20 protein-coding genes are annotated in these 24,559 nt (G+C 68.3%); 10 read left to right on the top strand and 10 right to left on the bottom strand.

Annotation, left to right across the window (positions count from 1 at the left end):
- Positions 1 to 27: 27 nt before the first annotated feature.
- Positions 28 to 489: a PPOX class F420-dependent oxidoreductase gene (locus tag VXD91_RS11840; protein WP_318984739.1), complete on the top strand. Its 462-nt coding sequence runs from the start codon at positions 28 to 30 to the stop codon at positions 487 to 489.
- Between the two features lie 186 nt (positions 490 to 675).
- Here VXD91_RS11840 and VXD91_RS11835 read toward each other — a convergent pair whose 3' ends face one another.
- Both VXD91_RS11835 and ligD read right to left on the bottom strand, forming a co-directional pair.
- Positions 676 to 1,146: an STAS domain-containing protein gene (locus tag VXD91_RS11835; protein ID WP_073694664.1), complete on the bottom strand. Its 471-nt coding sequence runs from the start codon at positions 1,144 to 1,146 to the stop codon at positions 676 to 678.
- Positions 1,147 to 1,311: 165 nt separating this feature from the next.
- A complete protein-coding gene (ligD, locus tag VXD91_RS11830; RefSeq protein ID WP_133425879.1) occupies positions 1,312 to 2,550 on the bottom strand; it encodes a non-homologous end-joining DNA ligase in 1,239 nt (412 codons plus the stop codon).
- A gap of 77 nt (positions 2,551 to 2,627) precedes the next feature.
- Here ligD and fadD2 point away from each other — a divergent pair, with 77 nt between their 5' ends.
- Positions 2,628 to 4,328, top strand: coding sequence for a long-chain-fatty-acid--CoA ligase FadD2 (gene fadD2 / locus VXD91_RS11825; RefSeq protein WP_318984738.1), 1,701 nt, complete (start codon positions 2,628 to 2,630; stop codon positions 4,326 to 4,328).
- Between the two features lie 4 nt (positions 4,329 to 4,332).
- Here the strand turns inward: fadD2 and VXD91_RS11820 are convergent, their stop codons facing one another.
- The 5 genes from VXD91_RS11820 to VXD91_RS11800 all read right to left on the bottom strand — a co-directional run bounded on the left by VXD91_RS11820 (position 4,333) and on the right by VXD91_RS11800 (position 9,747).
- A complete protein-coding gene (locus tag VXD91_RS11820; RefSeq protein WP_318984737.1) occupies positions 4,333 to 4,626 on the bottom strand; it encodes a hypothetical protein in 294 nt (97 codons plus the stop codon).
- A 125-nt stretch (positions 4,627 to 4,751) separates the two neighbouring features.
- Positions 4,752 to 6,932 (bottom strand): acyl-CoA dehydrogenase, encoded by a 2,181-nt coding sequence (locus VXD91_RS11815; RefSeq protein WP_346415491.1) that lies wholly within the window; start codon positions 6,930 to 6,932, stop codon positions 4,752 to 4,754.
- A gap of 90 nt (positions 6,933 to 7,022) precedes the next feature.
- Positions 7,023 to 8,006, bottom strand: coding sequence for a 2-hydroxyacid dehydrogenase (locus VXD91_RS11810; protein WP_346415490.1), 984 nt, complete (start codon positions 8,004 to 8,006; stop codon positions 7,023 to 7,025).
- Positions 7,982 to 9,121, bottom strand: coding sequence for an alpha/beta hydrolase (locus VXD91_RS11805; protein WP_318984734.1), 1,140 nt, complete (start codon positions 9,119 to 9,121; stop codon positions 7,982 to 7,984). The genes VXD91_RS11810 and VXD91_RS11805 overlap by 25 nt, the downstream gene beginning before the upstream one ends.
- Positions 9,118 to 9,747: a TetR/AcrR family transcriptional regulator gene (locus VXD91_RS11800; protein WP_226520444.1), complete on the bottom strand. Its 630-nt coding sequence runs from the start codon at positions 9,745 to 9,747 to the stop codon at positions 9,118 to 9,120. The genes VXD91_RS11805 and VXD91_RS11800 overlap by 4 nt, the downstream gene beginning before the upstream one ends.
- A gap of 95 nt (positions 9,748 to 9,842) precedes the next feature.
- On the opposite strand from VXD91_RS11800, the gene VXD91_RS11795 reads away from it, so the two are divergent.
- The gene (locus VXD91_RS11795; protein WP_346415489.1) at positions 9,843 to 10,421 is read left to right on the top strand and encodes a VOC family protein; all 579 of its coding nucleotides are present in this window, start codon (positions 9,843 to 9,845) and stop codon (positions 10,419 to 10,421) included.
- Positions 10,422 to 10,705: 284 nt separating this feature from the next.
- On the opposite strand, the gene VXD91_RS11790 is transcribed toward VXD91_RS11795, so the two are convergent.
- The 3 genes from VXD91_RS11790 to VXD91_RS11780 are packed head-to-tail and all read right to left on the bottom strand — an operon-like array spanning position 10,706 to position 13,009.
- Positions 10,706 to 11,527, bottom strand: a complete 822-nt coding sequence (locus VXD91_RS11790; RefSeq protein WP_061003152.1) for an SAM-dependent methyltransferase — start codon at positions 11,525 to 11,527, stop codon at positions 10,706 to 10,708.
- A 58-nt stretch (positions 11,528 to 11,585) separates the two neighbouring features.
- On the bottom strand, positions 11,586 to 12,395 hold the full coding sequence (locus tag VXD91_RS11785) for a helix-turn-helix domain-containing protein (RefSeq protein WP_061003148.1): 810 nt from the start codon (positions 12,393 to 12,395) through the stop codon (positions 11,586 to 11,588).
- On the bottom strand, positions 12,392 to 13,009 hold the full coding sequence (locus tag VXD91_RS11780; RefSeq protein WP_061003146.1) for a TetR/AcrR family transcriptional regulator: 618 nt from the start codon (positions 13,007 to 13,009) through the stop codon (positions 12,392 to 12,394). Before VXD91_RS11780 ends, VXD91_RS11785 begins: the two co-directional genes overlap by 4 nt.
- A gap of 98 nt (positions 13,010 to 13,107) precedes the next feature.
- On the opposite strand from VXD91_RS11780, the gene VXD91_RS11775 reads away from it, so the two are divergent.
- From VXD91_RS11775 to VXD91_RS11745, 7 genes are all read left to right on the top strand, one after another.
- The gene (locus VXD91_RS11775) at positions 13,108 to 13,965 is read left to right on the top strand and encodes an oxygenase MpaB family protein (RefSeq protein ID WP_234785498.1); all 858 of its coding nucleotides are present in this window, start codon (positions 13,108 to 13,110) and stop codon (positions 13,963 to 13,965) included.
- Between the two features lie 46 nt (positions 13,966 to 14,011).
- Positions 14,012 to 14,899 (top strand): class I SAM-dependent methyltransferase, encoded by an 888-nt coding sequence (locus VXD91_RS11770; protein WP_346415488.1) that lies wholly within the window; start codon positions 14,012 to 14,014, stop codon positions 14,897 to 14,899.
- Positions 14,900 to 15,246: 347 nt separating this feature from the next.
- Positions 15,247 to 17,067 (top strand): type VII secretion AAA-ATPase EccA, encoded by a 1,821-nt coding sequence (gene eccA / locus VXD91_RS11765; RefSeq protein ID WP_204158355.1) that lies wholly within the window; start codon positions 15,247 to 15,249, stop codon positions 17,065 to 17,067.
- Positions 17,064 to 18,647, top strand: a complete 1,584-nt coding sequence (eccB, locus tag VXD91_RS11760) for a type VII secretion protein EccB (protein ID WP_061010351.1) — start codon at positions 17,064 to 17,066, stop codon at positions 18,645 to 18,647. Before eccA ends, eccB begins: the two co-directional genes overlap by 4 nt.
- On the top strand, positions 18,644 to 22,633 hold the full coding sequence (gene eccCa / locus VXD91_RS11755; protein ID WP_061010349.1) for a type VII secretion protein EccCa: 3,990 nt from the start codon (positions 18,644 to 18,646) through the stop codon (positions 22,631 to 22,633). The genes eccB and eccCa overlap by 4 nt, the downstream gene beginning before the upstream one ends.
- Complete coding sequence (locus tag VXD91_RS11750; RefSeq protein ID WP_061006729.1) at positions 22,633 to 22,941, top strand: PE family protein; 309 nt, start codon at positions 22,633 to 22,635, stop codon at positions 22,939 to 22,941. The genes eccCa and VXD91_RS11750 overlap by 1 nt, the downstream gene beginning before the upstream one ends.
- Position 22,942: 1 nt before the next feature.
- The gene (locus VXD91_RS11745) at positions 22,943 to 24,523 is read left to right on the top strand and encodes a PPE family protein (RefSeq protein ID WP_346415487.1); all 1,581 of its coding nucleotides are present in this window, start codon (positions 22,943 to 22,945) and stop codon (positions 24,521 to 24,523) included.
- Positions 24,524 to 24,559: the final 36 nt, after the last annotated feature.

Genomic DNA, 24,559 nt, shown 5'->3' with positions numbered 1-24,559 from the left:
GCCAACTCTAAGTCGTTGACTGTCTGCATGGCTACCAACACACAGCGATCAGACATCAGTGAATTGGGCACGACCCGCTACGCAATGCTCCGGAGCTACCGACGCGACGGCGAGCCGGTCGATACGCCGATCTGGTTCGCCGTCGAGCAGGATTCGATCGTGTTCCGGACCAAGCGCGGTCCGAAAACCGCACGGCTGCGCGCACATCCGCAAGTCGAACTGACGGCGTGCGACTACCGCGGCCGAAAGCGCAGCGGCGCAACCGTATTCACTGGCACGGCGACGATCCTCGAGGATGGGGCCGCAGCCGAGGCCAACCGGGTGTTGCACCGGCGCTACGGGTGGCAGTGGAATCTGGTGCCGCTGATCAGGATTCCGGGAGTGACCCAGGTGCACGCCGGGCTGCCGTGGCGGGAAAAGTGGCAGAAGGCGCGGAACCGCGGTGTCTGGGACGACAGCGCGATCGTGCGCATCGACTTCGGCGCCTGACGTTCGATCCTGTGCCCAGGCAGGAGGCGACACCGACAAAAAGCACGGTGCCGACACCAGATTGGTGTCGGCACCGTGTTGGAGGTCGAAGTGGTCAGAAGGCCGGCGTCGCCATCTGCGTCTTACGACGGTGGTGGAGCAGGGCACTCAGCCAGCGGAGATCGATCAACATATTCAGTTCCTGTCTTACGCGGACTTCTTGGTGAGGAACGGCAGCAACCGGCGACGCTCGTACATGCTGTCCGAGAAGTGGTGCAGCGCTTCCGAGACGGAGGTTGCGGTCGGGAAGGCGGACTCTGCGCCGCAGGCCAGCAGTGCGGTCGAAACCGGCTGGGATGCGATGAGAGACCACTCGTTGCCTGCTGCGATGCAGCTGTCGTTGACCTTGTCGAGCAGTTCGACGCAGGACACTGCGAACGAGGTGACCCCGCTCAGGTCCAGGATGAACGGCTTCTCTGGGAGTACGCAGCGCCGTGCCTGCGCTGCAACCAGGTCCACATCGGTTTCGTCGATGACTCCGGTGACGGTGAGCACCGTCGCCAGTTGACGGCACTGGGCGCGCACCTCGGCGTCGCCGCAGGCGACCGCCGGATTGCCATAGCGGAAAGCGGCAGACGTTGTTGCGTCGCCGGTGGCCTTGCCTGTCACTACAGCCATGTGATGCCTCCCTTCGATGTTGCCGGACGCCCGACAGCTGTGTCGTTTCTCCGGCTCGAGATCGAAGTTATGTGGCCAAGTTAAGGTACCGGGGAGTAAGTCCTAAATCATCGCTAAGAAGTGTGATTGCTCCAGCTAGCAAACATGGTCTCAGCGGGGTAACGGTCACGGACGGCGCATCTGATGGCCGTGGTACCCGACCCACGGCGAATAGTCGGCGATGAGAGGCTCCTGCGGCGGCCGCAATTCCTCCGGCACGTGCTGCAAATTGATCCTGATGCGGTACCAGATCGAGCTGGGACCGCGCATGCCGTCGACCAGAACATCTATGGCTTCCAGCGCAGATGCCGCTTCCGGATGCTTCGCCCGCCATTCGTCGAGCGCGGCCATCGCCTCGTCGCGCGTCTTTGTCCGGGCCACCTCGATGAGCGGCATCTGCGACGCCCGGCGTCCGTCGGCCGACGTGCTGCCCCCGGATTTCTCGGTTTTGGGCATCGGACCCAGTTCTTCGGCCAGCGCCAGCAACCCCTCCAGACCGCCGGCGGCGTCGTCCATCCCGGCCCAGGGGTCACCGAATTGCGCGTACCGGCCGGGCACCGTCGCCACGGTGAACTCCTCGGGACGGCAGCCCGGGACCTCGTCCCAGAACAGCGGTGTCGAGACGCGGGCGTCGGGCCGCGACCGCACCGAGTAGGCCGACGCCACCGTCCGGTCCTTGGCGTTCTGGTTGAAGTCGACGAACACGCCCTGGCGTTCCTCTTTCCACCAGCGACTCGTCGCCAGGTCGGGTGCCCGTCGCTCCACCTCACGGGCCACGGTCTGGGCCGCCAGCCGCACCTGCTTGTACGGCCAGTTCCGCTCGATCCGGGCGTAGATGTGGAAGCCCCGCGAGCCGGACGTCTTGGGCCAGGCCGTCAGCCCGTAGTCGGTGAGCACGTCGCGGACGACAGCTGCGACGTCGAGGATCTGCGGCCACTCGACACCCGGCATCGGATCGAGATCGACGCGCAGCTCGTCGGGGTGTTCCAGGTCGTCGGCCCGGACCGGGTGGGGATTGAAGTCGATGCAGCCCAGGCCGACGGCCCACACCAGCCCGGCGGCCTCGTCGATGACGGCTTCCTTCGCGGAGGTGCCCGACGCGTATTTCAGCTCGGCGACGTCGATCCAGTCCGGCCGCTTCTCCGGTGCCCGCTTCTGAAAGATCGCTTCCTGGGCAATGCCTTTCACGAACCGCTTCAGGATCATGGGCCGCCGGGCCACGCCGCGCAGCGCGCCGTCGGCGACGGCGAGGTAGTAGTTGACCAGGTCGAGCTTGGTCACGCCCGGTTCGGGAAAGATCACCTTGCCGGGGTTGCTCACGACAACCTCGCGCCCACCCACCTCGAGGGACCGCGAGTCACCCATGAAGTCATCGTAATTGGCCCGAGAATTGGGGCCGGAGTTCTGGCCGCGTTTCCCGCGGTGTCACCTATGGTTGGCTCATGGCGAAGCTGACCGACCTCCCGTCACAGGTGGCAAACAAGGTTCAGGAAACTTTGGAGAAGTCGGTCGGTAAATATGTTGACCGCGGCGCCGCCGAATTGCACTACGCCCGGAAGATGTTCGAAGCGGGTGCGCTCAAACTCGAATCGCCACAGCACATCGCGGCGATGCTGGCCGACATCGTCCGCTGGGGTGAGATCGGCATGGTCCCGGCGCTCAACGCGCGCCGCACCCCGCACCGCACCGCCGTCATCGACGACGACGGCGACATCACCTTCCAGGAGTTCGACGACGCCGTGAACGCGACGGCCAACGCGTTGCGCGCCAAGGGTGTTCAGGCCGGCGAAGGTGTCGCCATCCTGGCCCGCAACCATCGGTGGTTCCTGATCTCGGTGTACGGCGCGGCGCGGGTCGGCGCGCGAATCATCCTGATGAACACCGAATTCTCGGGTCCGCAGATCAAGGAGGTCTCCGAACGCGAGGGCGCGCAGCTCATCATCTACGACGACGAGTACGCCGACGCCGTCGCGCTGTCCGAACCGCCGCTGGGCAAGCTGCGGGCCCTGGGGCACAACCCCGACAAGGCGGAACCGTCGGGCAGCCTCGATGAATCCCTGGCCGACGTCATCGCCCGGACCAGCAGCCTCGCGCCGCCGAAGGTCGCGAAGCCCGCGTCCATCATCATCCTGACCAGCGGCACCACGGGAACGCCCAAGGGCGCCAACCGAAGTGCCCCGCCGTCGCTGGCCCCGGTGGGTGGCGTGCTGTCGTCGGTGCCGTTCAAATCGGGTGAGGTCACCAGCCTGCCCGCGCCGATGTTCCACGCGCTGGGTTACCTGCATTCGACCATCGCCATGCTGCTGGGCAGCACGTTGGTGTTGCGGCGCCGGTTCAAGCCGGCGACCGTACTCGCCGACATCGAGCGGCACCGGGTCACCGCCATGGTGGTCGTGCCGGTGATGCTGTCGCGCATCCTCGACGAACTGGACAAGACGTCACCGAAGCCGAATCTGTCGAGCCTGCGCATCGTGTTCGTGTCGGGGTCGCAGCTGGGATCCGAATTGGCGACGCGGGCGCTCAAAGATCTGGGGCCGGTGATCTACAACCTCTACGGGTCAACCGAGATCTCGTTCGCCACCATCGCGCGTCCGCAGGATCTGTCGATCAACCCGGCGACCGTCGGCCCGGTGGTCAAGGGCGTCCGCGTGAAGATCTTCGACGACAACGGCAAGGAAGTGCCGCAGGGCAGCGTCGGGCGCATCTTCGTCGGCACCACTTTCCCGTTCGAGGGGTACACCGGCGGCGGTGGCAAGGAGATCATCGACGGGATGCTGTCGTCGGGCGACGTCGGCTACTTCGACGAGCGCGGGCTCCTGTACGTCAGCGGCCGTGACGACGAGATGATCGTCTCCGGCGGCGAGAACGTGTTCCCCGCTGAGGTCGAGGACCTGATCAGCGGACACCCCGACGTGGTGGAGGCGACCGCGATCGGCGTCGACGACAAGGACTTCGGCGCGCGGCTGCGGGCCTTCGTCGTCAAGGTCGACGGGGCGACGGTCACCGAGGACGACATCAAGGCCTACGTGCGAGATCACCTGGCGCGCTACAAGGTTCCGCGCGAGGTCATCTTCCTCGACGAGTTGCCGCGTAACCCCACGGGCAAGATCCTCAAGCGCGCGTTGCGCGACATGGACGTCTAGTCGCCTAGTTGTTGACGTACCAGGACAGGCAACCGGGCTTGTCGTGGCACGCGATGATGGCGCCCGCGTCGGGAGCCGCGCCGCGCACCTTGGGGGTGTTGCGCGCCGGCAGGTTGCAGTTCACGACGTAGGGGTTCCACGGGACGACGCCGTCGACGCACGGTTCCCCGGTCGCATGCAGCGTGACGGTCGGGTTGCGCAGCGCCGTCGGCAGGATCGTGAACGCGATCGCGACGGCCCCGATGAACACCAGTCGCAGCGCGCGCGACGCTCGTGTCGCCAGTACTCGTGTGGTCATGATCATCACCACCAAAAATGTTTCCGTCTACGTCAACGGTACACCTGGGTGAATGCCCGCAGACAGTAGGGAAAACCCCATTTCTGCACTGAAATGGGGGTTTTCCGACCGTCGGCGAGTGCCGGCTACGGGTCGCGGGGCAGGCCCAGCAGCCGCTCGGCGATGATGTTCAGCTGCACCTCGGAGGTGCCGCCGTAGATGGTCGTCGCGCGGCCGGCCAGCAGGTATTCGTCCCACCGGCCGGAGGGCTGCTGCGGGTCACCGACGACGGCGTCGCTGCCGAATGACGCGACCCCGAATTCGGCGTAGCCCTGGCCGGTCTTCATGGACAGCAGCTTGGAGATCGCGGCGGCCGGCATCGGATCGCCACCGGCGAGGGTCAGCAGCGTCGAGCGCATGTTGAGCAGCTTGGCGGCGTGGCCCTCGGCGATCAGCTTGCCCGCTTCGTGGCGCTGCAGCTCGTCGAATTCGCCGTCCCGCAGGAACCCCACGAACTGGTCCAAGCTGGCCAGGAACGGCGGCTCGCTGCTGCCGATCGACACCCGCTCGTTGGTCAGGGTGTTGCGGCTGACCTCCCAGCCGCGGTTCACCTCGCCGAGCACCATGTCGTCGGGGACGAAGACGTCGTCGATGAAGACGGTGTTGAACATCGCGTTGCCGGTGAGCTCACGCAGCGGCTTGACCTCGACCCCGGGGCTCTTCATGTCGAGCAGGAAGTACGTGATGCCTTGATGTTTCGGTGCATTGGGGTCGGTGCGGGCCAGCAGCGCTCCCCACGCGGAGAACTGCGCGCCGGTGGTCCAGATCTTCTGGCCGGTGATGCGCCAGCCGCCGTCGACCTTGACGGCCTTGGTGGTCAAGCTGGCGAGGTCGCTACCGGCGCCCGGCTCGGAGAACAGCTGGCACCAGATCATGTCGCCGCGGAACGTGGGCGGCAGAAAGTCCTGCTGCTGCTTGCTGGTGCCGAACGCCACGATCGACGGGATGATCCATGCCGCGATGCCCATCTGCGGGCGCCGCACCTTCCCGGTGCTGAATTCCTGGGCGATGATGATCTGCTCGATCGGCGTCGCGGCCCGGCCCCACGGTGTCGGCAGGTGCGGCTGCACCCAGCCACCTTCGGCGATCGCGGCGTTGCGCTCCGGTCCGCTCGGAAGTGCCTTCAGCGCAGCCACTTCCGCACGAATCTCGGCGCGCAGCTTCTCGGTGTCCGGGTCCAGGTCGATGTCGATGGACCGCATGCCGGAGGTGGTGGCCAGGTCCACGACCTGCCGCGGGTACTCGGCGGCGCGGCCGAACCCGGCGACCAGCGCGATGGCGTGCCGGTAGTAGACGTTGGTGTCGTGTTCCCACGTGAAGCCGATGCCGCCGTGCACCTGGATGCAGTCCTGCGCACAGTGCTGAGCGGCGACGGGTGCCAACGTGGCGGCCACCGCGGCGGCGAACAGGTAGTCGGAGTCGGCGTCCCCCGACGCATGCTCGTCGAGCGCCCGGGCGGCATCCCAGACGGCGCCCGTGGCGCGCTCGGTCTCGGCAATCATGTTGGCGCACTTGTGCTTGATGGCCTGGAACTGTCCGATGGGCCGGCCGAACTGCTCCCGGATCTTGGCGTACCCGGCGGCGGTGTCGGTGGCCCACCGGGCGACACCGACGCATTCGGCCGACAGCAGCGTCGTGATCAGGGCCCGTGCGTGCGGGTTCGTCAGGCCGGTGAGGACGCGGTCGGCGGCGACCGGGACGGCATCGGCGCGCACATGGGCGACGGGGTGCAGCGGGTCGACGCTCTGGACCGGGTCGATCTGCAGGCCCGCGGTATCGAGCACGACCCACCGGTCGTCGGCGGGCACCACCAGGAGGGCGGCTTGCGCGGCGGCGGGGACGGCGCGGATTTCACCGCTGACGACGAGTCCGTCGCCCTGGGCGGTGGCGGTCAGTCCCGAGGTCAAGGCGTACGCGGCGATGGTCTCGCCGGAGGCCAGGCCGGGCAGCAGGGCCGATTTGGGGTCGTGTGCGGCGATCAGTGCGCTGGCGATGGCCGACGGGACGAACGGGCCGGGGACCGCGCCGTAGCCGAATTCGGCCAGGGTTATCGCGAGTTCGAGGATGCCGAAGCCTTGCCCCCCAACGGCTTCCGACAGGTGCAGGCCCTGCAGGCCCTGGTCGGCGGCGGCAGCCCAGTACGGCGGTGGGTTGCTGATCGGTGTCTCGAGGGCCTCGTGCAGCACCTCGGACGGCGCGACGCGCGCCACCAGGGACCGGACCGAATCGGCCAGATCGTTGTGCTCGGACGTGATCGCGATGGGCATCGTTGCCTCCTGTGACCGGCTGTGGGCTTGTGGCGCACCCAACCAAATAACTGGTCGGTTGACTCCGAGCGTAACCCACTTGACGGGTGTTTAGAGGTTCACTTCGTTAACCACGTTGGCGAGCGGCTGTCCGGCGGCGAGTCGCTCGCAGTTACCCACCGCTTCGGCCAGGTAGCGCCGCATGGTGTCGGCGGTGTACCAGGTGGTGTGCGGGCTGACGACGACGTTGTCGAGCGCCAGCAGCGGGTTGCCGGGATCGACGGGTTCAGTGGCGAAGACGTCGAGGCCGGCGGCCTGCAGCGGTCCGTTCTGTAGCGCGGACACGAGTGCGGCTTCGTCGATGACGGCGCCGCGTGACGTGTTGACCAGGACCGCGCCCGGTTTCATCCGGGACAGTGCCTCGGCGTCGAGCAGTCCCTCGGTGTGTTCGGTGAGCGGCAGGTGCAGTGAGACGACATCGCTGGTGGCCAGCAGGACAGGGAGCGCCCGCCAGCCGGGGTGGCCCTGTGCGCCACGGGTATTGGTGTGCACGACGGTCGCGCCCATGGCGGTGAGGATGGTCTCGACTCGTTTGGCGATGTTGCCGTACCCGATCAGGCCGACGGTGCAGCTGCCGAGATCCCGGACCGTCTCGCCGAGCGTCGGGTCGGTGGGCCAGCCGGCGCCGGCGCGCGTGGCGCGGTCGAGTTCCGGTAGCCGACGCAGGGCGGCCAGCATCAGCATGACGGTGCCCTCGGCGACCGACGGCGCGTTGGCGCCGGGCATGTTGGCCACGGCAATGCCGAGGCGCGTCGCGGCATCGACATCGATGGTGTTGACGCCCGCGCCCATCTTGTGGACCAGTTTGAGGCGCCGGCCTCGTTCCAGATCCTCGGCGCTGACCGGCCGCAGGACATGCCACAGCACGTCGGCTTCCGGCAGTTCCCGGTAGAACGTCGCGTCGTCGTCCGCGGCGCAGAACCGCACATCGACCAGATCGCCGAGCGGGGTCAGGAATTCGGTGACGCGCGGGCCGGGCGTGAAGTGCGCCAGTACCCGGATCGCCGGATTCACCGCCACCGCTTGGCGATCCATTTGGCGATGAGATCGGCCTGTTCGCTGCGGGCGCCCGGGGTCGTGAAGTAGTGGTCGGAGTCGATGGCGTGCAGCGTCTTGTCCGTGGACGCCAGGGCGTCGAAGATGCGTTGCGCGTCAGAGGGATACACGCCGGAATCCTGCTCGGCGTTGATCACCAGCGCCGGGTTGTCGATGAGGGCCAGGTGCGGTTCGGCCCGGGTCTGCGCGTGACGCAGGCTCCACATCGTCAGCCAGCTGCGCAGCGTGCAGGCGGCGGCGATGCCGTTGGCGGAGCGGTTGGCCTGGACGGGGGTGCCCGCATAGCACTGATTGGCGGGGCGTTTGGTGGGTTCGAGCGTGGGGTCGATCATGCGCAGGTCGGCCCAGGTCCGCATGACCGTGAAGGGGCGGTCGCGGAAGCCCGCGGCGCGGACGCGCGCGTACTCGGTTTCCACCCAGTCGGTGATCGCGTGGTTTCGGGCGACCTGCGCGTCGCGGTAGCGCTGGACGAATTCCGGGGAGAAGGGCGGGCCGTTGTGCTCGGCGAACGGGTCGAGATCGGGATCGGTTGCCAGCGCGTCGGTTTCGTCGGTCACCGATCCGTCCATCCAATTGGTGAGCACGTCCGGTCGGCCCGGGTGTGCCGCGCTGGAGATGTAGCCGTCGGCCGGCGGCAGGTCGTAGACGCCTGCGGCCGGGCGCATCCCGTCCAATGGGGTGATGTGCGGTGACAGCGCCTGGGCCTGATAGGCGGCCATGAGCGATCCGCCGCCTGAATTGCCAAGCAGAACAACGGTTTCCACGCCCGCCACCTCGCGCAGCCAGCGCACCCCGACCCCGATGTCCACGAGCGCGTGATCGAGCAGGAAGCTGGATTCGTAGCCGCGGAATCGGGTGTTCCAGCCGAGGAACCCGATACCGCGGGTAGCCATGTAGTCGGCGAGATAGTGCTCGGCGAAATCGATCTGGTAGTGCGTGGCGATCATCGCCACCTTGGGCTTGCGGCCCATGCCCCGGTAGTAGATGCCCTGGCACGGGTGGCCACCGGACCCGGCGCGCAGCGCGGTGGGCGAGTCCATTCCGATGAATTCTCGGGTGACTCCCGCGGCGGACGAACTTCCGGGTCTGTTCATGTACGCGGATTCCCCTCGTGATAGATGGTCCGGTAGAAGATGTTGGCCAGCGTGGTGACGCAGGCGTCGTCATCTGCGGTGGTGGCGCCGTCGCCTGACAATTGGGTATAGCAGAACTGGTTCAGCATCGATACCAATGCCACGGCAACGAGCCGTGGATTGTCGTCCGGGCAGAAGCCTTGCTGCTGAGCGTGTTTGACCATCGACACGATCAGGGAGATCGGTAGCTCGCAGATTTCGGACCAATACTGCGCGAAATCGTCGTTGATCATTGCCAGCTGGGAAATGGCGATGACCTCGGCAAGCCGGTGCCGGTAGGTCTCCCAGTGCGCGGCGGCGGCCTGGTGGGAGCGTTCCCAGTTGGTCAGTTCGGCGCTGATGGCCGGCAGGGCCCGCTCGCGGGCTTCGTCGCGGAAGCGCTGTGCCCATTCATGGACCATCGCCTCCTTGGAGTCGTAGTAGTTGTAGAACGACGCGGTGGAGCGGCCGGCCTCGGCCGCGATGTCCGAAATGGTGGTCGCCAGAATGCCTTTGCGGGCAATGACGGCGCGCGCGGCGCTGTCGATCGCCGCCTGCGTCTGGCGGCCCCGCACGGTAGGGAGCTGCTCGCGGGGCGCGACGGTCACGGTGGCGTCCTTCCGAAGAGTCATTGATCAAACCTGAACCTGATGTTAGATTCAGATTAGGTGATTGACCAGACCCTGTCGTCAGGAGTGGCACGATGATCAAGCCCGACAACCGCAACGCTGAATTCGAGCTGGGCGGCATCAACCATGTCGCCCTCGTCTGCGCGGACATGGCACGGACCGTCGACTTCTACTCGGGCGTGCTCGGCATGCCGCTGGTCAAGTCACTGGATCTGCCGGGCGGCATGGGGCAGCACTTCTTCTTCGACGCCGGTAACGGCGACTGCGTGGCGTTCTTCTGGTTCGCGCAGGCGCCCGACGGGGAGCCCGGCATCTCGCAGCCGGCGGCGCTGCCCGGCCTCGGCGAGTTCGTGAGTGCCGTCGGCTCGTTGAACCACTTGGCCTTTCATGTGCCCGCGGAGAAGTTCGACGAGTACCGCAAGCGGCTCAAGGAAAAGGGCGTGCGGGTCGGCCCGGTACTCAACCACGACGAGAGCCCCATGCAGGCGTCGGCCACGGTGCATCCCGGTGTGTACGTGCGGTCGTTCTACTTCCAGGACCCGGACGGCATCACGCTGGAATTCGCCTGCTGGACCAAGGAATTCACCGAGGCCGATACGGTGACCGAGCCGCGGACCGCGGCCGACCGGCGGCCCGCGGTGGCTTCTGTCTGACGGCTGGAATGCCGGGCTTGTCTCGAGCGTGCAATCAGACCGCTTGAATCTGCCGCGAAATCGACGATCTGGTGGCACGGTCGCGAGCCTCCGCGTGCTGGGCACTTGACAAGCAAATGTCTTGCGGACGTCGACCCTGCGCTGACGCTCACAAAGCTCGAGTCATGGGGACCCGGGCTGCAGGATCAACGTGAGACCGTCATTGATTCCGCGGCTACGGCGCAAAAAGCTGAGTGCGCGAGACCATGAGTGCAGGATCAAGACGCGCCAAGCTCGGCGCCAACCTATTTCGTCGCTTCGACGAAGTAGCCGCGCGGGACATCGGGCACGTCCATCGGCACCGCGGGGGCGAACCAGCGGCCCCACTCGTTGCCCGGCACGGCCACGTCGGTGACCACCGCAGACCAGCCGTGGCGCTCCGCCAACTCACCCGGCTGGTCGGTGCCGAACAGCCACGGTGCCCCGTTGCGCGCCATCGACTGGCGCACCGCCGCCAACAGCTGCGCGTCGAGCAGCGTCTTGCCGACGACGTCGTACAGCAGCACCGAACCAGTCGCGGAAAGGGCGTCGACGCGCTCGAAGACCGTGCCGACCGCGGCTTCGTCGAGGTACTGCAGTAGTCCCTCGGCCAACCACGCCGTAGGTCGGCGGTCGTCAAAGCCGTTGGCGCGCAAAGCTGCTGTCCAGTCGCCGGTGAGGTCGACGCCGACCGCCACCCGCGTGCACAACGCCTGCTCGCCCTCCAGCGCCGCGGCCTTGGCGGCGATCACCTCGGGCTGGTCCAATTCGTACACCGTGGTGCCGTCCGGCCAGGACAGCCGGTAGGCGCGGGCATCCATACCCGCGGCGAGAATCACGACCTGGCGGACGGACCGGGTGGCGCGCAGCAGGGCCTCGTCCCAGAACCGGGTGCGCACCACGATCTGCCGGGTCGGGCGGTCCCCGGCTTCGGCGACGGCTTCGGCGAGCAGCCGGCGGCCCGTCTCTCCGGCAAGGCGGTCGGCGAACGGATCGGTGAAAAGGCGGTCAGGGCGGCGTGATTCGTCGGCGCGGATGGCGGCGACCAGAAGGCCGGTGTTCGCGACGGCCTGTGCTCCTTGGTGCATGTCCCCATGGTGCCGGTCTGATGCGCGCGACGCTTGGATATTTTTGCCCGTTGACTGATTACCCCGGCAGCCCCACATGGCTGGGCAGCGCGCTGCGCCGCTGGGCATATTGGGTCGGCGTGACCGAGGTGAAGCCGCGGAACTCGCGCACGAAGTGCGGTTGATCGAAGTACCCGAGAGTGGCCGCGACGTCGGCGCCGTCGCGGCTGCCGGCATCGAGCAGACGCAGTGCCGCCTGGAGCCGTCGCACGCGCAGATAGGCCTTCGGGGTGAGTCCGATCTCGTTGCGGAACGTCGCGATCAAGCGCTTGGGGGACAGGCCCGTCAGCTCGGCGGCCTCGGAAACCCGGACTGACGGTTGGCGTTCGGCGGTGTGCAGTACCGGCATGAGGGTGTGGGAAATCGGCCGCAACCGGGCGATGAGGAAGTCCTCGACGATCTCGATGCGTCGGGGCCAGTCCGGTGTCGCGATCAGTTGCTCGCGCAGCAGGGCGGCGTCGGCGCCCCAGAGGTCGGTGAGGTTGGCGCAGGAATTCTCCAGGTCCGCCAACGGAATTCCGAAGAATGGCAGTGCGCCGCCGGGCCGGAAATGAATGGTGAGCACCGCTTCGCCCGGATCGATCCGGGTGACGTACGACAGCGTGCCCGGCCCGGTGAGGAATGCCGGCTCCACCGGCATCCGGGTGGCGCCGTCGGCGGAGAAGATGTCGACGCGATCCCGGCCGCCCACGTCGATGACCACGGTCGCGGCGCCGCGCGGCAGTGCTCGGCTCCGGTCGGTGGCCACGCCACCGTGCGCCCAGTAGCCGAAGAAGTCGATGTGCTGGTGCAGCGGCGACCGGGGCCGGCGCAGCCGGGGTCCGTTCACCGGCGGACGGCCCGCTTGCCGAGCGTGTCCAGCAGCAACGCCAGATGATCGATCAATTCGTCTGGGGTGAAAGTGATTTCGCCCGACAGCCAGGCGCTCAGCGTCTGTCCGACGCCGCCGACCGCGAAATGGGTGCTGGCCCGGCGACGATCGCCGGCGGGTAGTTGAAGGGCGTCGCCCGCGTGCTGGCCGAGCAGCATGGCGAAGAAGACGGTCGATTCGTTGCGCTTGCGTGCCACCACTTCGTTGGACAGTTGCGCGCTGAACAGCAGCCGGCCGACCCTGGGGTCGTCCGCGATGGTGTGCACGATGTTGGCCATACCGGCGCGGCTCTGCTCATCGAGCGGCGCGGCGGCGACCGCCGCCTGCGTCGTGGTGGCCAGGCCGGCGATCACGTGGTCGAACACCGCCTCGACGAAAACGTCCTTGTCGGAGAAGCTTTCGTAGAAGTAGCGCATCGCCACGCCGGCTCCGCCGCAGATGGTCCGCACCGTGAGTTCCGGTGCCGGCGGCGCGGCACCCAGAATCTCCAGCCCGGCGTCGATCAGCCGGGCCCGTCGTTGGGCCAGGCGTTCTGCCGCGTCGATCCCGCGGTACGGGCGTACCTGAGGCACCCCGCCATCTTGACACCCGCACCGTGCCGCGGGCAATATCAGGAATCAATCGTTCTCACTTTTGCTAGGAGTGACCAATGACGGTCGATCTCGTCGAGATGCCGGTCAACGCGTGCGCGCCCGGCCGTCGGGTGCGTCGTGATGTCCAGTACGCCGACGGATTGGTTGGTGCGGCACTACTGGCGGGCCCGGCCAACGTGATCATGCAGCTGGCGCGTCCGGGCGTCGGCTACGGCGTCGTCGAGAGCCGGGTGGAAAGTGGCCGCACCGACCTGCACCCGATCAAGCGCGCCCGGACCACGTTCACGTACCTCGCGGTCGCAATCCTGGGATCCGACGAACAGAAGGCGGCGTACCGCAGCGCGGTGAACACGGCGCACCGGCAGGTGTACTCCACCGCGGACAGCCCGGTGAAGTACAGCGCCATGGACAAGAACCTGCAGCTGTGGGTGGCGGCGTGCCTGTTCAAGGGCGCGCTCGACGTGTACCGCCTGGTGGTCGGCGAGTTGGACGACGAGACTGCCGAGGAGTTCTATCGGCAGGGCATGACGATGGGCACCACCTTGCAGGTGACGCCGGAGATGTGGCCGGCCGACCGGGCCGCCTTCGACAAGTACTGGCAAGAGTCGCTGGACCAGGTGCACATCGACGACACGGTGCGCGAGTACCTGTTTCCGATTGCGGCGGCGCGGTTGAAGGGGCTGCAGCTTCCTGGCCCGCTGCAGCGCTGGTCCGAGGCGTTTGCCCTGCTGCTCACCACCGGCTTCCTGCCGCAGCGCTTCCGCGACGAGATGCAGCTGCCGTGGGATACCAAGCGGCAGAAGCGCTTCAACGCGGTGATGAAACTCGTGAAAGCGGTCAACCGCGTGCTGCCCGGGCCGCTGCGGCGGTTCCCCTTCAATTGGATGCTCATGGATCTGAACTGGCGCATCCGCACCGGGCGCCCGCTGGTCTGAGGCTCGTCCCAGTCGGCGTCCACGTTGTCGGCGTACCCTCGCGCGGGTGCGGACCGACAATGACAGCTGGGATATCAACTCGAGTGTTGGATCGACTGCGGTGATGGTTGCCGCGGCGCGGGCATTGGAAGCGGCCAAGCCCAATCCGCTTGCGGTGGACCGATATGCGGAGGTGTTCACCCGCGCCGTCGGCGGTGTCTGGGCCGACGTCTTGGACGGTGAGGCGCCGGAACATCCGTTGGCGACGCCCGAATTCGGCGAACCGTTCATCAACTTTCAGGCCTCGCGGACCAAATACTTCGACACCTACTTCCAGCGCGCCGCGGCGGCCGGCGTCCGCCAGGTCGTGCTGCTGGCCGCGGGGCTCGACTCTCGCGCCTACCGCCTGGACTGGCCGGACGGCACCGTCATCTACGAGCTCGATCAGCCGCAGGTCCTCGAGTTCAAGCGGGAAGTGTTGGCGGGCAATGGGGCCGATCCGAAGGTGGAACGCCGCGAGATCGCCGTCGACCTGCGCGACGACTGGCGGACAGCGCTCACCGATGCCGGCTTCGACCCGTCGCGCCCTTCGGCGTGGATTGCCGAGGGGCTGCTGATCTATCTGCCCGCGACGGCACAGGGCGATCTGTTCACCGGAATTGATGAGCTGGCGGCACCCGGCAGCTGGGTGGCGATCGAAGAGGGCAAGCCGATGCCTGCCGATGTGTTCGCGGCCAAGCGGGCTGCCGGGGACGAGATGGCGGAGGGCTTCTTCAAGCTGATCTACAACGAGCAGATCGCGCCCGCGGCGGACTGGTTCGGCGCGCGGGGCTGGCGCGCCGAGGCAACCGGGCTCGCTGATTACTTCCGCTCGGTGGGCCGTCCGGTGCCGACGAACCCCGAAGCGGCGACCATGATCGCCTCGAACACCCTGGTCACTGCCGTTAAGGAGTGAGCGTCGTCACCTGCTGAAGCGGCGGGGTGCGTCTCGACAACTTAAGTTATGCAATGCTAACTTCGCAGGGGTTAGCTTAGGCATACTTAAGGAGATATGCGGGGACTCTAATATCCCGCGAACACAGATATGGGCACTGACACATTTGCGGTATCCGCCGCGGCGCACTTCCAGCAAGGCGCGCCCGCACGACGGCACAGTGCCCGTTCCTCGGCCCGTCGGGAACCAACCCGTTCCGGATGCCGACTCCTTCTTAGGACGGCCGCCAGATGAGCGGTGGTTCGTCCTCTGGCGTGTCGACGACGGAAAGGACCCACGTGCGACCGAGCACCGCGGGCAGTAACACAGTGGTCGCCGATGTCGATGCGGCGCAGCGGGTATCGCGGGTCGACCGTGATGTGCTGACCCGGTTCGCCACCGGCTGCCTGGCGCTCGGCCTGAGCGTCGACGGTCGCCGTCGCCCGGCTGACCTCGACGCGGCCCTGGGTGGCTTCCTGACCTTGACGCGCATCGCCGGCGAGCACTGCGACGCCTGGACCGGGTTGGCCGCCGCTGGTGCTACAACGCCCGACGTGGTGGAGGCGATCTGGCGGACGGTGGCTTCGGCCGGCGTGTTGCAGCGGGCGCTCGACCTCGCCGACGGCGACCTGGGCTTCACCTACGACAGTGGTCTGTACCTGCAGTTCCGCGCCGCCGACCGGGACGGCTTCCAACTCGCCTACGCCGCAACACTTGCCGGCGCCGGCGCGTACGAAGAGGCCGATCAGCTGGTGGGCGAGCTGCTCGATCGCAAGCCGGGCTGGCTGCCGGCGCGCTGGGTGCGAGTGGCGATGCACCACCGCACCCGCCGTTGGTCCGACGTGGTCCGGCAGCTGACCCCGATCGTCAACGACCCCAACCTGGATCCGAACTACGCGCACGCCGCGCGGGTCGCGCTGGGTATCGCCCTGGCACACCTGGGGATGTTCGCGCCGGCGCTGTCGCACCTCGAGGACCCCGAGGGACCGGTCGCGGTCGCCGCCGTGGACGGCACGTTCGTCAAGGCGTTGTCGCTGCGGGCGCAGGGCGAGGACGACGAAGCCACCGACGTGCTGGCCGAGCTGTACGCCGCCCACCCCGACAACACCGCCGCCGAGCATGCGTTGACCGACACCAGCTTCGGTATCGATCCGACGACCGCGGCCCGGATCGAGGCCCGGCACAATCCGTGGGATCCCGAGACCGAGCCGACCGAGGCCGACTTCGTCGACCCGGATGCCAAGTCGCGCAAGGCCCATCTGCTCGTCGAAGCGGAGGCCGAGCTGGCCGAGTTCATCGGCCTGGAAGAGGTCAAGTACCAGGTGGCCCGGCTGAAAAGCTCTGTGGCCATGTCGATTCGGCGCCAGGAGCGCGGCCTGGCCGTGGCCCAGCGCACCAATCACCTGGTCTTCGCCGGACCTCCCGGAACGGGTAAGACGACCATCGCCCGCGTCGTCGCCAAGATCTACTGCGGCCTCGGCCTGCTGCGCAAAGAGACGGTGCGCGAGGTGCATCGTGCCGACCTGATCGGCCAGCACATCGGTGAAACCGAAGCCAAGACCAACGCGATCATCGACAGCGCGCTCGACGGCGTGCTGTTCCTCGACGAGGCCTACGCGCTGGTGTCCACCGGCGCCAAGAACGACTTCGGTCTGGTCGCCATCGACACTCTGCTGGCCCGCATGGAGAACGACCGCAGCCGTCTGGTCGTGATCATCGCCGGCTACCGCAAAGACCTGGACATGTTCCTGGACACCAACGAAGGTTTGCGCTCGCGGTTCACCCGCAGCATCGACTTCCCGTCCTACTCGGCGACCGAACTCACCGAGATCGCCATGCGCATGGCCGAAAAGCGCGACAGCGTCTTCGAACCCGCGGCGCAGCAGGAGATGGAGCAGCTGTTCGGCCACCTCGCGACGGCGACGACGCCCGACGCGGCGGGTGTCGCGCGCCGCAGCCTGGACATCGCGGGTAACGGCCGCTTCGTCCGCAACCTCGTGGAGCGCTCCGAAGAAGAACGTGAGTACCGGCTGGATCACCTTGCCGCGCACGACTTCACCGACGATGAACTCATGACGATCACCGCGAGTGACGTCAGCAACTCGGCCGCGCCGCTGCTGCGGGGCCTCGGACTGGTGGTGCCCCAGTGACCGACCGTAAGAGCTTCAGTTCGCGTACCCCGGTCAACGAGAACCCGGATCAGATCCACTACCGCCGCGGATTCGTCACGCGGCACCAGGTGTCGGGTTGGCGATTCCTCATGCGGCGCATCGCATCTGGTGTGGCCATGCACGACACCCGGATGCTGGTCGACCCGTTGCGAACCCAGAGCCGCTCCGTTCTGGTCGGTGGCCTGGTGCTCGTCACCGCGCTGGCGGGCTGCTTCGTCTTCTCCCTGATCCGGCCCGCCGGCGTCGCGGGTAACGACGTGATCCTGGCCGACCGGGAGACGTCCGCGCTGTACGCCCGGGTGGGCGACCAACTGCACCCCGTCCTGAATCTGACCTCGGCCCGGCTCATCGCCGGGCGCCCGGACAACCCCACCATGGTCCCGAGCGCGGAGCTGGACAAGTTCGCGCGCGGCAGTCTCATCGGCATCCCTGGTGCCCCGGAACGTATGGTGCCCAACACCTCTCGTGATGCCGACTGGACCGTGTGCGACGCGGCCACCGGCGAGGTCGTCGGTGTCACCGTGATCACCGGTCCGCTGACCGAAGGCGGCTCCCGCGCGGGCGCGCTCGGTCCCCACGACGCGGTGCTGGTGCGCAACGATGGCGTCGGCTCGGCCGGTGTCAACGGGGGCAGCTGGCTGCTGTGGGACGGCCGACGCAGTGCGGTCGACCTGAACAACCGGGCGGTGACGGCCGCACTCGGCTTGGGCGCCAACGGAACTGCCCTGCCCACGCCCCGCGCAGTCGCCGACGGCCTGTTCAACGCGATCCCGGAGTCGGCCCCGCTGGCCGCGCCGCCGATCGTCAACGCGGGCCAGCCCACGCCGTACCCCATGCCGGTCGCGGCCCCTGTCGGCGCCGTGGTCACCGCGGTCACCACGGAGGCCGCCACCGATAACGCCGTGCGCTACTACGCGGTGCTCGATGATGGCCTGCAACCGATTTCACAGGTTGTCGCGGCGATCCTGCGCAACACCGACTCGTACGGTCTGGAGCAGCCACCGCGCCTGTCGGCCGACCAGGTCGCCCGCATCCCGGTCTCCACGGCGATCAACACCGCGGCATACCCGGAGCGCCCGCTGGCCGTCGTCGATGCCACCAAGGCGCCGCTGACGTGTGCTCGCTGGACCAAACACGATGGCGCCACGACCAATTCGCTCACCCTACTGGCGGGAGCCACGCTGCCGCTGCCCGCCGACGAGCACACCGTGGCCCTGGCCGGACCGGCCGGCACCGCGCAGCGCGTCGCGGTGACCCCGGGCATCGGGTACTACGTCCAGGCCACCGGCCAGGGCGGTACCCCGGCGCTGTCCGGCTACTGGATCAGCGACACCGGCGTCCGCTACGGCATCTCCACCGAAGGCGATGCCAGCAATGCCAACCGGAAAACCCCTGCCGCGCTGGGACTCACCGCAGCACCGCTGCCGGTGCCGTGGTCGATCCTCAGCCAGTTCGCGCCCGGCCCGACGTTGTCGCGGAGTGACGCGTTGCAGATCCCGGCGCTCGTGCCCACCCGGACGAGCCCGGCAGTCGAAATCGCCGTGAGGGAGAACCCGTGAGCCGTCTGATCTTCGAAGCGCGGCGCCGGCTGCCCGTCCCGGCAACCCGTGCGAGCGTCATCACCATCGAGCCGCCGCCGGAGCTGCCGCGGCTGGTGCCGCCGTCGTTGCTGCGCCGGGTGCTGCCCTACCTCATCGTCATCCTGATCGTCGGCATGGTCGTGGCCCTGGTGGCCACCGGCATGCGCGTCATCTCGCCGCAGACGCTGTTCTTCCCGTTCGTGCTCCTGTTGGCCGCCACCGCGTTCTACCGCGGCTCGGACAACAAGACCCGGACCGAGGAGGTCGACGCCGAGCGCGCCGACTACCTGCGCTACCTGTCGGTGGTTCGGGACAACGTGCGCGCCCAGGCTGCCGAGCAGCGTGCCGCGCGCGAGTGGTCCCACCCCGCGCCCGACCAGCTGGCCGCCATCGCGGGTACCCGCCGCCAGTGGGAGCGCGACCCGCACGACGCCGACTACCTGGTGGTGCGTGCAGGCTTGCACGACGCCCGCCTGGAGACGGTGCTGCAGGTCAAGGACACCGCGGCCGAGATCGATCTGGAGCCGGTGTCGCACAGCGCATTGCGCGGGCTGCTCGACGTGCAGCGGACGGTGCCCGCGGTGCCCGGCGGCATCGACCTGGCCCAGGTTTCGCGCATCACCGTGCTCGGCGACGCCGACGAGGTACGGGGCGCGCTGCGGGCCTGGATCGCGCAAGCGGTGACGTGGCACGACCCGGCGCTGCTGGGGATCGGCCTGGCGACGGCGGACGCCGAGGCGCTGGAATCGGAGTCCTGGTCATGGCTGAAGTGGCTGCCGCACAGCGATATTCCGGGCCAGATCGACGGTGTCGGCCCGGCCCGCTACCTGACCGCAAGTGTCCCCGAGCTCGCGGGTCTGCTGTCCGGTGAGCTCGGCGACCGGCAACCTTTCGGTGCCGCCGACACCACGTCGCAGCGCCACCTGCTGATCGTCGTCGACGACCCCGACGCCGACCTCGGCGAGCTGCTGCCGCGGGCCGGCCTGGCCGGTGTCACGGTGCTGCAGCGCGGCACGGAACAGCCGGAGTACCCGGACCCCGACCGCCCGGTGCTGCGCGTGTCCGGCGGCCGCATCGAGCGGTGGGCCGCAGCCGGCTGGCAGTCGTACTTCGATGTCGCCGACGACTTTTCGCCACACGCCGCGGCGCACCTGGCCCGCGGCCTCGCCCGCTGGGACTCCAACCCGAACCGGGCCCGGAGCACCGGCGCCGGCCTGGCCACCTTCGGCACGCTGCTGGGGATTCCGGATGCGGCGGCGCTCGACGTCGCCGGCCTGTGGGCGCCGCGCTCGCGCGCCGAAGAACTTCGGGTGCCCATCGGCGTCACCGCCACCGGCGAGCCGCTGATGTTCGACCTGAAGGACGAGGCCGAGGGCGGCATGGGCCCGCACGGTCTGATGATCGGTATGACGGGCTCGGGCAAGTCACAGACCCTGATGTCGATCCTGTTGTCGCTGTTGACGACGCACTCGGCCGAGCGTCTCATCGTCATCTACGCCGACTTCAAGGGCGAGGCCGGCGCCGACATCTTCCGGGGCTTCCCGCAGGTGGTCGCCGTCATCTCGAACATGGCCGAGAAGCGCTCGCTGGCCGACCGGTTCGCGGACACCCTCCGCGGTGAGGTGGCCCGGCGTGAGCAGCTGCTGATGGAGGCCGGCCGCCGCGTGCAGGGCAGCGCGTTCAACTCGGTCCTCGAGTACGAGGCGGCGCAGGCTGCCGGGCACGACCTGCCGCCGATCCCGACGCTGCTGGTGGTCGCCGACGAGTTCTCCCTCATGCTCGCCGACCATCCCGAGTATGCCGAGCTGTTCGATTACGTTGCCCGTAAGGGCCGTTCGTTCCGCATCCACATCCTGTTCGCATCGCAGACGCTGGACGTGGGCCGGATCAAGGACATCGACAAAAACACCTCCTACCGCATCGGTCTGAAGGTCGCGAGCCCGTCGATCAGCCGGCAGATCATCGGCGTCGAGGACGCGTACCACATCGAGGCCGGTCCGGAGCACAAGGGCGAGGGCTTCCTGGTCCCCACGCCGGGCGCGGTGCCGGTCAAGTTCCGCAGCACCTACGTGGACGGCATCTATGACCCGCCACGCACCGAGAAAGCGGTTGTCGTGCATGCGGTTCCGCAGCCACAGCTGTTTCCGGCGGGCCACGTCACCCCGGCTCCCGACACCGTGATCGTCACCGATACGGCGCCGGATCTGCGTCCGCCCCGTAAGCTTGTCGCCACCATCGGCGAGCAGCTGGCGCAGTACGGCCCGCAGGCACCGCGCCTCTGGCTGGCCCCGCTGGACGAGCCGATCGCGCTGCCGGAGCTGTTGGCCGGCACCGAGATTCCCGCCGGCCACGGCCGGTGGCCGCTGGGCGAGATCGACCGGCCGTTCCAGATGCGCCGCGATCCGCTGGTCTTCGACGCCACGTCGGCGGCGGCCAACCTCGTCATCCACGGTGGACCGAAGTCCGGGAAATCGACTGCACTGCAGACGTTCGTCCTGTCGGCGGCCGCGACGCACTCGCCGCGTGCGGTCACGTTCTACTGCCTCGACTACGGCGGCGGCGGGCTGCGCTCGCTCAAGCCGCTGGCCCATGTCGGCAGCGTCGCCTCACCGCTGGAGCCCGAGCGCATCCGTCGCACCTTCGGTGAACTGGAGCAGCTGCTGGCGTCCCGTCAGGCCCGCGCCGCCGCCGGCGACGGCGATCTGCGCGACGACGGCTACGGCGACGTGTTCCTGGTGATCGACAACCTGTATGCGTTCAGCCGGGACAACACCGACATGTTCAACACCCGTAACCCGTTGCTGTCCAAGGTGACCGAACTGGTCAACACCGGTATGGCCTACGGCATCCACGTGGTCATCACGACGCCGAACTGGCTCGAGGTGCCGCTGGCGATGCGCGATGGCCTGGGTCTGCGGCTCGAGCTCAAGCTGGCCGACTCGCGTGACAGCAATGTGCGGTCCGCGGGAACCCCCGGCGTGGCGGCACTGACTCGCCCCGCCGATGGCGTCCCCGCCGACCAGCCGGGCCGCGGCCTGACCATGGCAGCCGAGCACTTCCTGTTCGCCGAACCGGATCTCGGTGCGATCGCCGCCATCAACGCCCGGTACCCCGGGCAGACGGCGCCGCCCGTGCGCCTGCTGCCGACGGACCTGGCCCCGGAAACCCTTGCGCCCCTGTATCACAGCCCCGAGACGGTCGTCATCGGTCAGCGCGAGCAGGACCTGGCACCGGTCACGGTCGACTTCGCGGCCAACCCGCTGCTGATGGTGCTGGGCGATGCCAAGTCCGGCAAGACCACGTTGCTGCGGCACCTGATCCGCACGGTGCGGGACAACTCGACGCCGGAGTCGGTGGCGTTCACCGTGATCGACCGCAGGCTGCACCTGGTGGACGAGCCGTTGTTCCCGGACAACGAGTACACGCCCAACGTCGACAGGGTCACCCCGGCGATGCTCGGTCTGGCGGCACTGCTCGAAAAGCGCAGGCCCCCAGCTGGTCTGACGGCCGCCGAACTCAGCGGGTGGACCTACCGGAACGGTCAGGGCAACCACCTGCACTACCTGATCATCGACGACGTCGACCAGATCCCGGACGCCCCGGCGGTCAGTGGTCCGTTCGTCGGCCAGCGGCCCTGGACGGCACTGCTGGGGCTGCTGTCCCAGGCGTCCGAGCTGGGTCTGCGCGTGATCGTCACCGCCCGGGCCGCCGGCTCCGCCCATGCGGTGATGACGGCTCCGTTGCTGCGCAGGCTCAACGAGCTGCAGGCCACCACCGTCATGCTGTCCGGCAACCCGCAGGACAGCGGCCGCATCCGCGGCCACCGGTTCAACCGGCTGCCGGCCGGTCGGGCCATGGTGCTCGGCGACAGCGACGAGGCCACGTACGTCCAGTTGATCAATCCGCTGGTGGCCGACCCGATCACGGGCCGGCCCACCGGAACACAACGAGGGGAGTTCCACTGATGACCTTGCGCGTCGTTCCCGAAGGACTGACCGCAGCCGGTGCCGCCGTCGAGGCGCTCACCGCTCGGCTCGCCGCCGCCCACGCCGCGGCCGCGCCCGCGGTCACCGCGGTGATCCCGCCTGCCGCGGATCCTGTTTCGCTGCAGACGGCGATCAGCCTGAGCGCCCACGGCGCCGAGCACGAGGCGGTCGCGGCACAGGGCGTCACCGAACTGGGCCGTGCCGGTGGCGGTGTCACCGAAGCCGGCATCAGCTACGCGACGGGCGACGCCGAGGCCGCCGCCTCGTACGTGACGGTCCTGGGCTGACATGACCGCCCCCATGGGGATAGGCCTGCCGACCGCCCCCATCTGGGCGGCGCTGCCGCCCGAAGTCCATTCGACGCTGCTGTCCAGTGGACCCGGTCCGGGCTCCCTGCTGGCCGCGGCGGCTGCCTGGCAGTCGCTGAGCACCGAATATGCCTCGGCCGCAGCCGAACTCACCGCATTGTTGGGTGAGGTCCAGGCGGGGGCGTGGGAGGGTCCGAGCGCCGAGCAGTACCTCGCCTCCCACGCGCCGTATCTGACCTGGCTGGCCCAGGCCAGCGCCAACAGTGCGGCCAACGCGGTCCAGCACGAGACGGCCGCGGCCGCCTACAGCACCGCTCTGGCTGCGATGCCGACGCTTCCCGAACTGGCTCTCAACCACGTCGTGAACGCGGCTCTGGTCGCGACGAATTTCTTCGGTATCAACACTATTCCGATCGCGTTGAACGAAGCCGACTACGCCCGCATGTGGCTGCAGGCCGCGACCGTGATGGGTACGTACCAGGCGGTGTCGGGCGCTGCGGTGGCAGCGGCCCCGACGACCACGCCGGCACCGATGATGCTGGCGGCGGGCGTCGGCGAGGCGGGCACCGCGTCGGCGAGTGCGACGCAGGCCGGCGCTCAGCTGCAGGCCGCGGATGCCGGTTCGTCGCTCGACGCGTCGAACGCGATCACCGACTATCTGTACAACTACATCAAGACGCTGCCCGGTGGCGATCTGATCTGGAAGTTCCTGCAGGATCCGCTGGGCCAGATCCAGCAGATGATCTTCGACTTCCTGACCAACCCTTCGCAAGCGTTGACCACCTGGGGCCCTTTGCTTTTCGCGCTGGGCTATCAGGCGTTCTTCCAGCCCGTCGGCTGGGGCACCTGGGGCGCGATGCTGTCGGCACCATTGTGGGGGCCGGCACTGATCGCCGTCGGTCTGTCCAGCCTGGGCCTGCTGGCGCTGCTGGAGCCCGACTACGTGCCGGATCCCGAAGTCGCAGATGCATTCCCGCCGCCGCCGCAGTTGCAGGCTGCCGACCACCAGATGCCGGTCGTCAGCGTCGCGCCGACGGTGCCGGCCACCCCGGCCAGCCCCGCGAGCGCGCCTACGCCCGCACCGACTTCGGTCGCGGCCCCCGCCCCGGCGGCGCCGGCCCCGCTGATGGCATACGCGGTGGCCGTCGACGATCCCGGCCCGGGCTTCACCCCGACCCTGCGGGACGGCGCGACCGCGCCGGCGCCGGCATCCGGGATCGCTGCCGCTGCCGCGGCAGCCGCCGCAGCGGCGGCGACCGAGCGTCGCCGTGCCCGTCGCCGTCGGGCGGCGAAAGAGCGTGGTGTCCGCGACGAGTACATGGACATGAACTCCGAGGTCGATCCGGACTTCGGGGACGACGCCGGCGCGGACAGGGCGCCACGCGCCGATGTGCTCGCCTCGGCCCGCGGCGCCGGCCCGATCGGCTTCAGCGGCACGCTGACCCGCCAGGACCAGCAGGCGACGGGCCTGAACCGCCTGACCGGCAACGGTTTCGGGGGCGGCGTCACCGAACCCATGCTGCCCGGCAGCTGGGACACGGAAGGCGGTGCCAACCGCTGAGCCTGTGGACCAAAAGATTTGACCACCAAGAGAATC

The sequence above is a fragment of the Mycobacterium sp. SM3041 genome (assembly GCF_039668335.1).
Lineage (GTDB): Bacteria > Actinomycetota > Actinomycetes > Mycobacteriales > Mycobacteriaceae > Mycobacterium.
The sequence above is the reverse complement of the archived record's forward strand: the minus strand, read 5'-3'. Positions and strand labels throughout refer to the sequence as shown.

What these genes read in the sequence shown, in the direction of transcription:
- VXD91_RS11840 (WP_318984739.1), top strand. Translation starts at nt 28, where the DNA reads ATGGCTACCAACACACAGCGATCAGACATCAGTGAATTGGGCACGACC.
- VXD91_RS11835 (WP_073694664.1), bottom strand. Translation starts at nt 1,146, where the DNA reads ATGGCTGTAGTGACAGGCAAGGCCACCGGCGACGCAACAACGTCTGCC.
- ligD (WP_133425879.1), bottom strand. Translation starts at nt 2,550, where the DNA reads ATGGGTGACTCGCGGTCCCTCGAGGTGGGTGGGCGCGAGGTTGTCGTG.
- fadD2 (WP_318984738.1), top strand. Translation starts at nt 2,628, where the DNA reads ATGGCGAAGCTGACCGACCTCCCGTCACAGGTGGCAAACAAGGTTCAG.
- VXD91_RS11820 (WP_318984737.1), bottom strand. Translation starts at nt 4,626, where the DNA reads ATGACCACACGAGTACTGGCGACACGAGCGTCGCGCGCGCTGCGACTG.
- VXD91_RS11815 (WP_346415491.1), bottom strand. Translation starts at nt 6,932, where the DNA reads ATGCCCATCGCGATCACGTCCGAGCACAACGATCTGGCCGATTCGGTC.
- VXD91_RS11810 (WP_346415490.1), bottom strand. Translation starts at nt 8,006, where the DNA reads ATGGATCGCCAAGCGGTGGCGGTGAATCCGGCGATCCGGGTACTGGCG.
- VXD91_RS11805 (WP_318984734.1), bottom strand. Translation starts at nt 9,121, where the DNA reads ATGAACAGACCCGGAAGTTCGTCCGCCGCGGGAGTCACCCGAGAATTC.
- VXD91_RS11795 (WP_346415489.1), top strand. Translation starts at nt 9,843, where the DNA reads ATGATCAAGCCCGACAACCGCAACGCTGAATTCGAGCTGGGCGGCATC.
- VXD91_RS11790 (WP_061003152.1), bottom strand. Translation starts at nt 11,527, where the DNA reads ATGCACCAAGGAGCACAGGCCGTCGCGAACACCGGCCTTCTGGTCGCC.
- VXD91_RS11775 (WP_234785498.1), top strand. Translation starts at nt 13,108, where the DNA reads ATGCCGGTCAACGCGTGCGCGCCCGGCCGTCGGGTGCGTCGTGATGTC.
- VXD91_RS11750 (WP_061006729.1), top strand. Translation starts at nt 22,633, where the DNA reads ATGACCTTGCGCGTCGTTCCCGAAGGACTGACCGCAGCCGGTGCCGCC.
- VXD91_RS11745 (WP_346415487.1), top strand. Translation starts at nt 22,943, where the DNA reads ATGACCGCCCCCATGGGGATAGGCCTGCCGACCGCCCCCATCTGGGCG.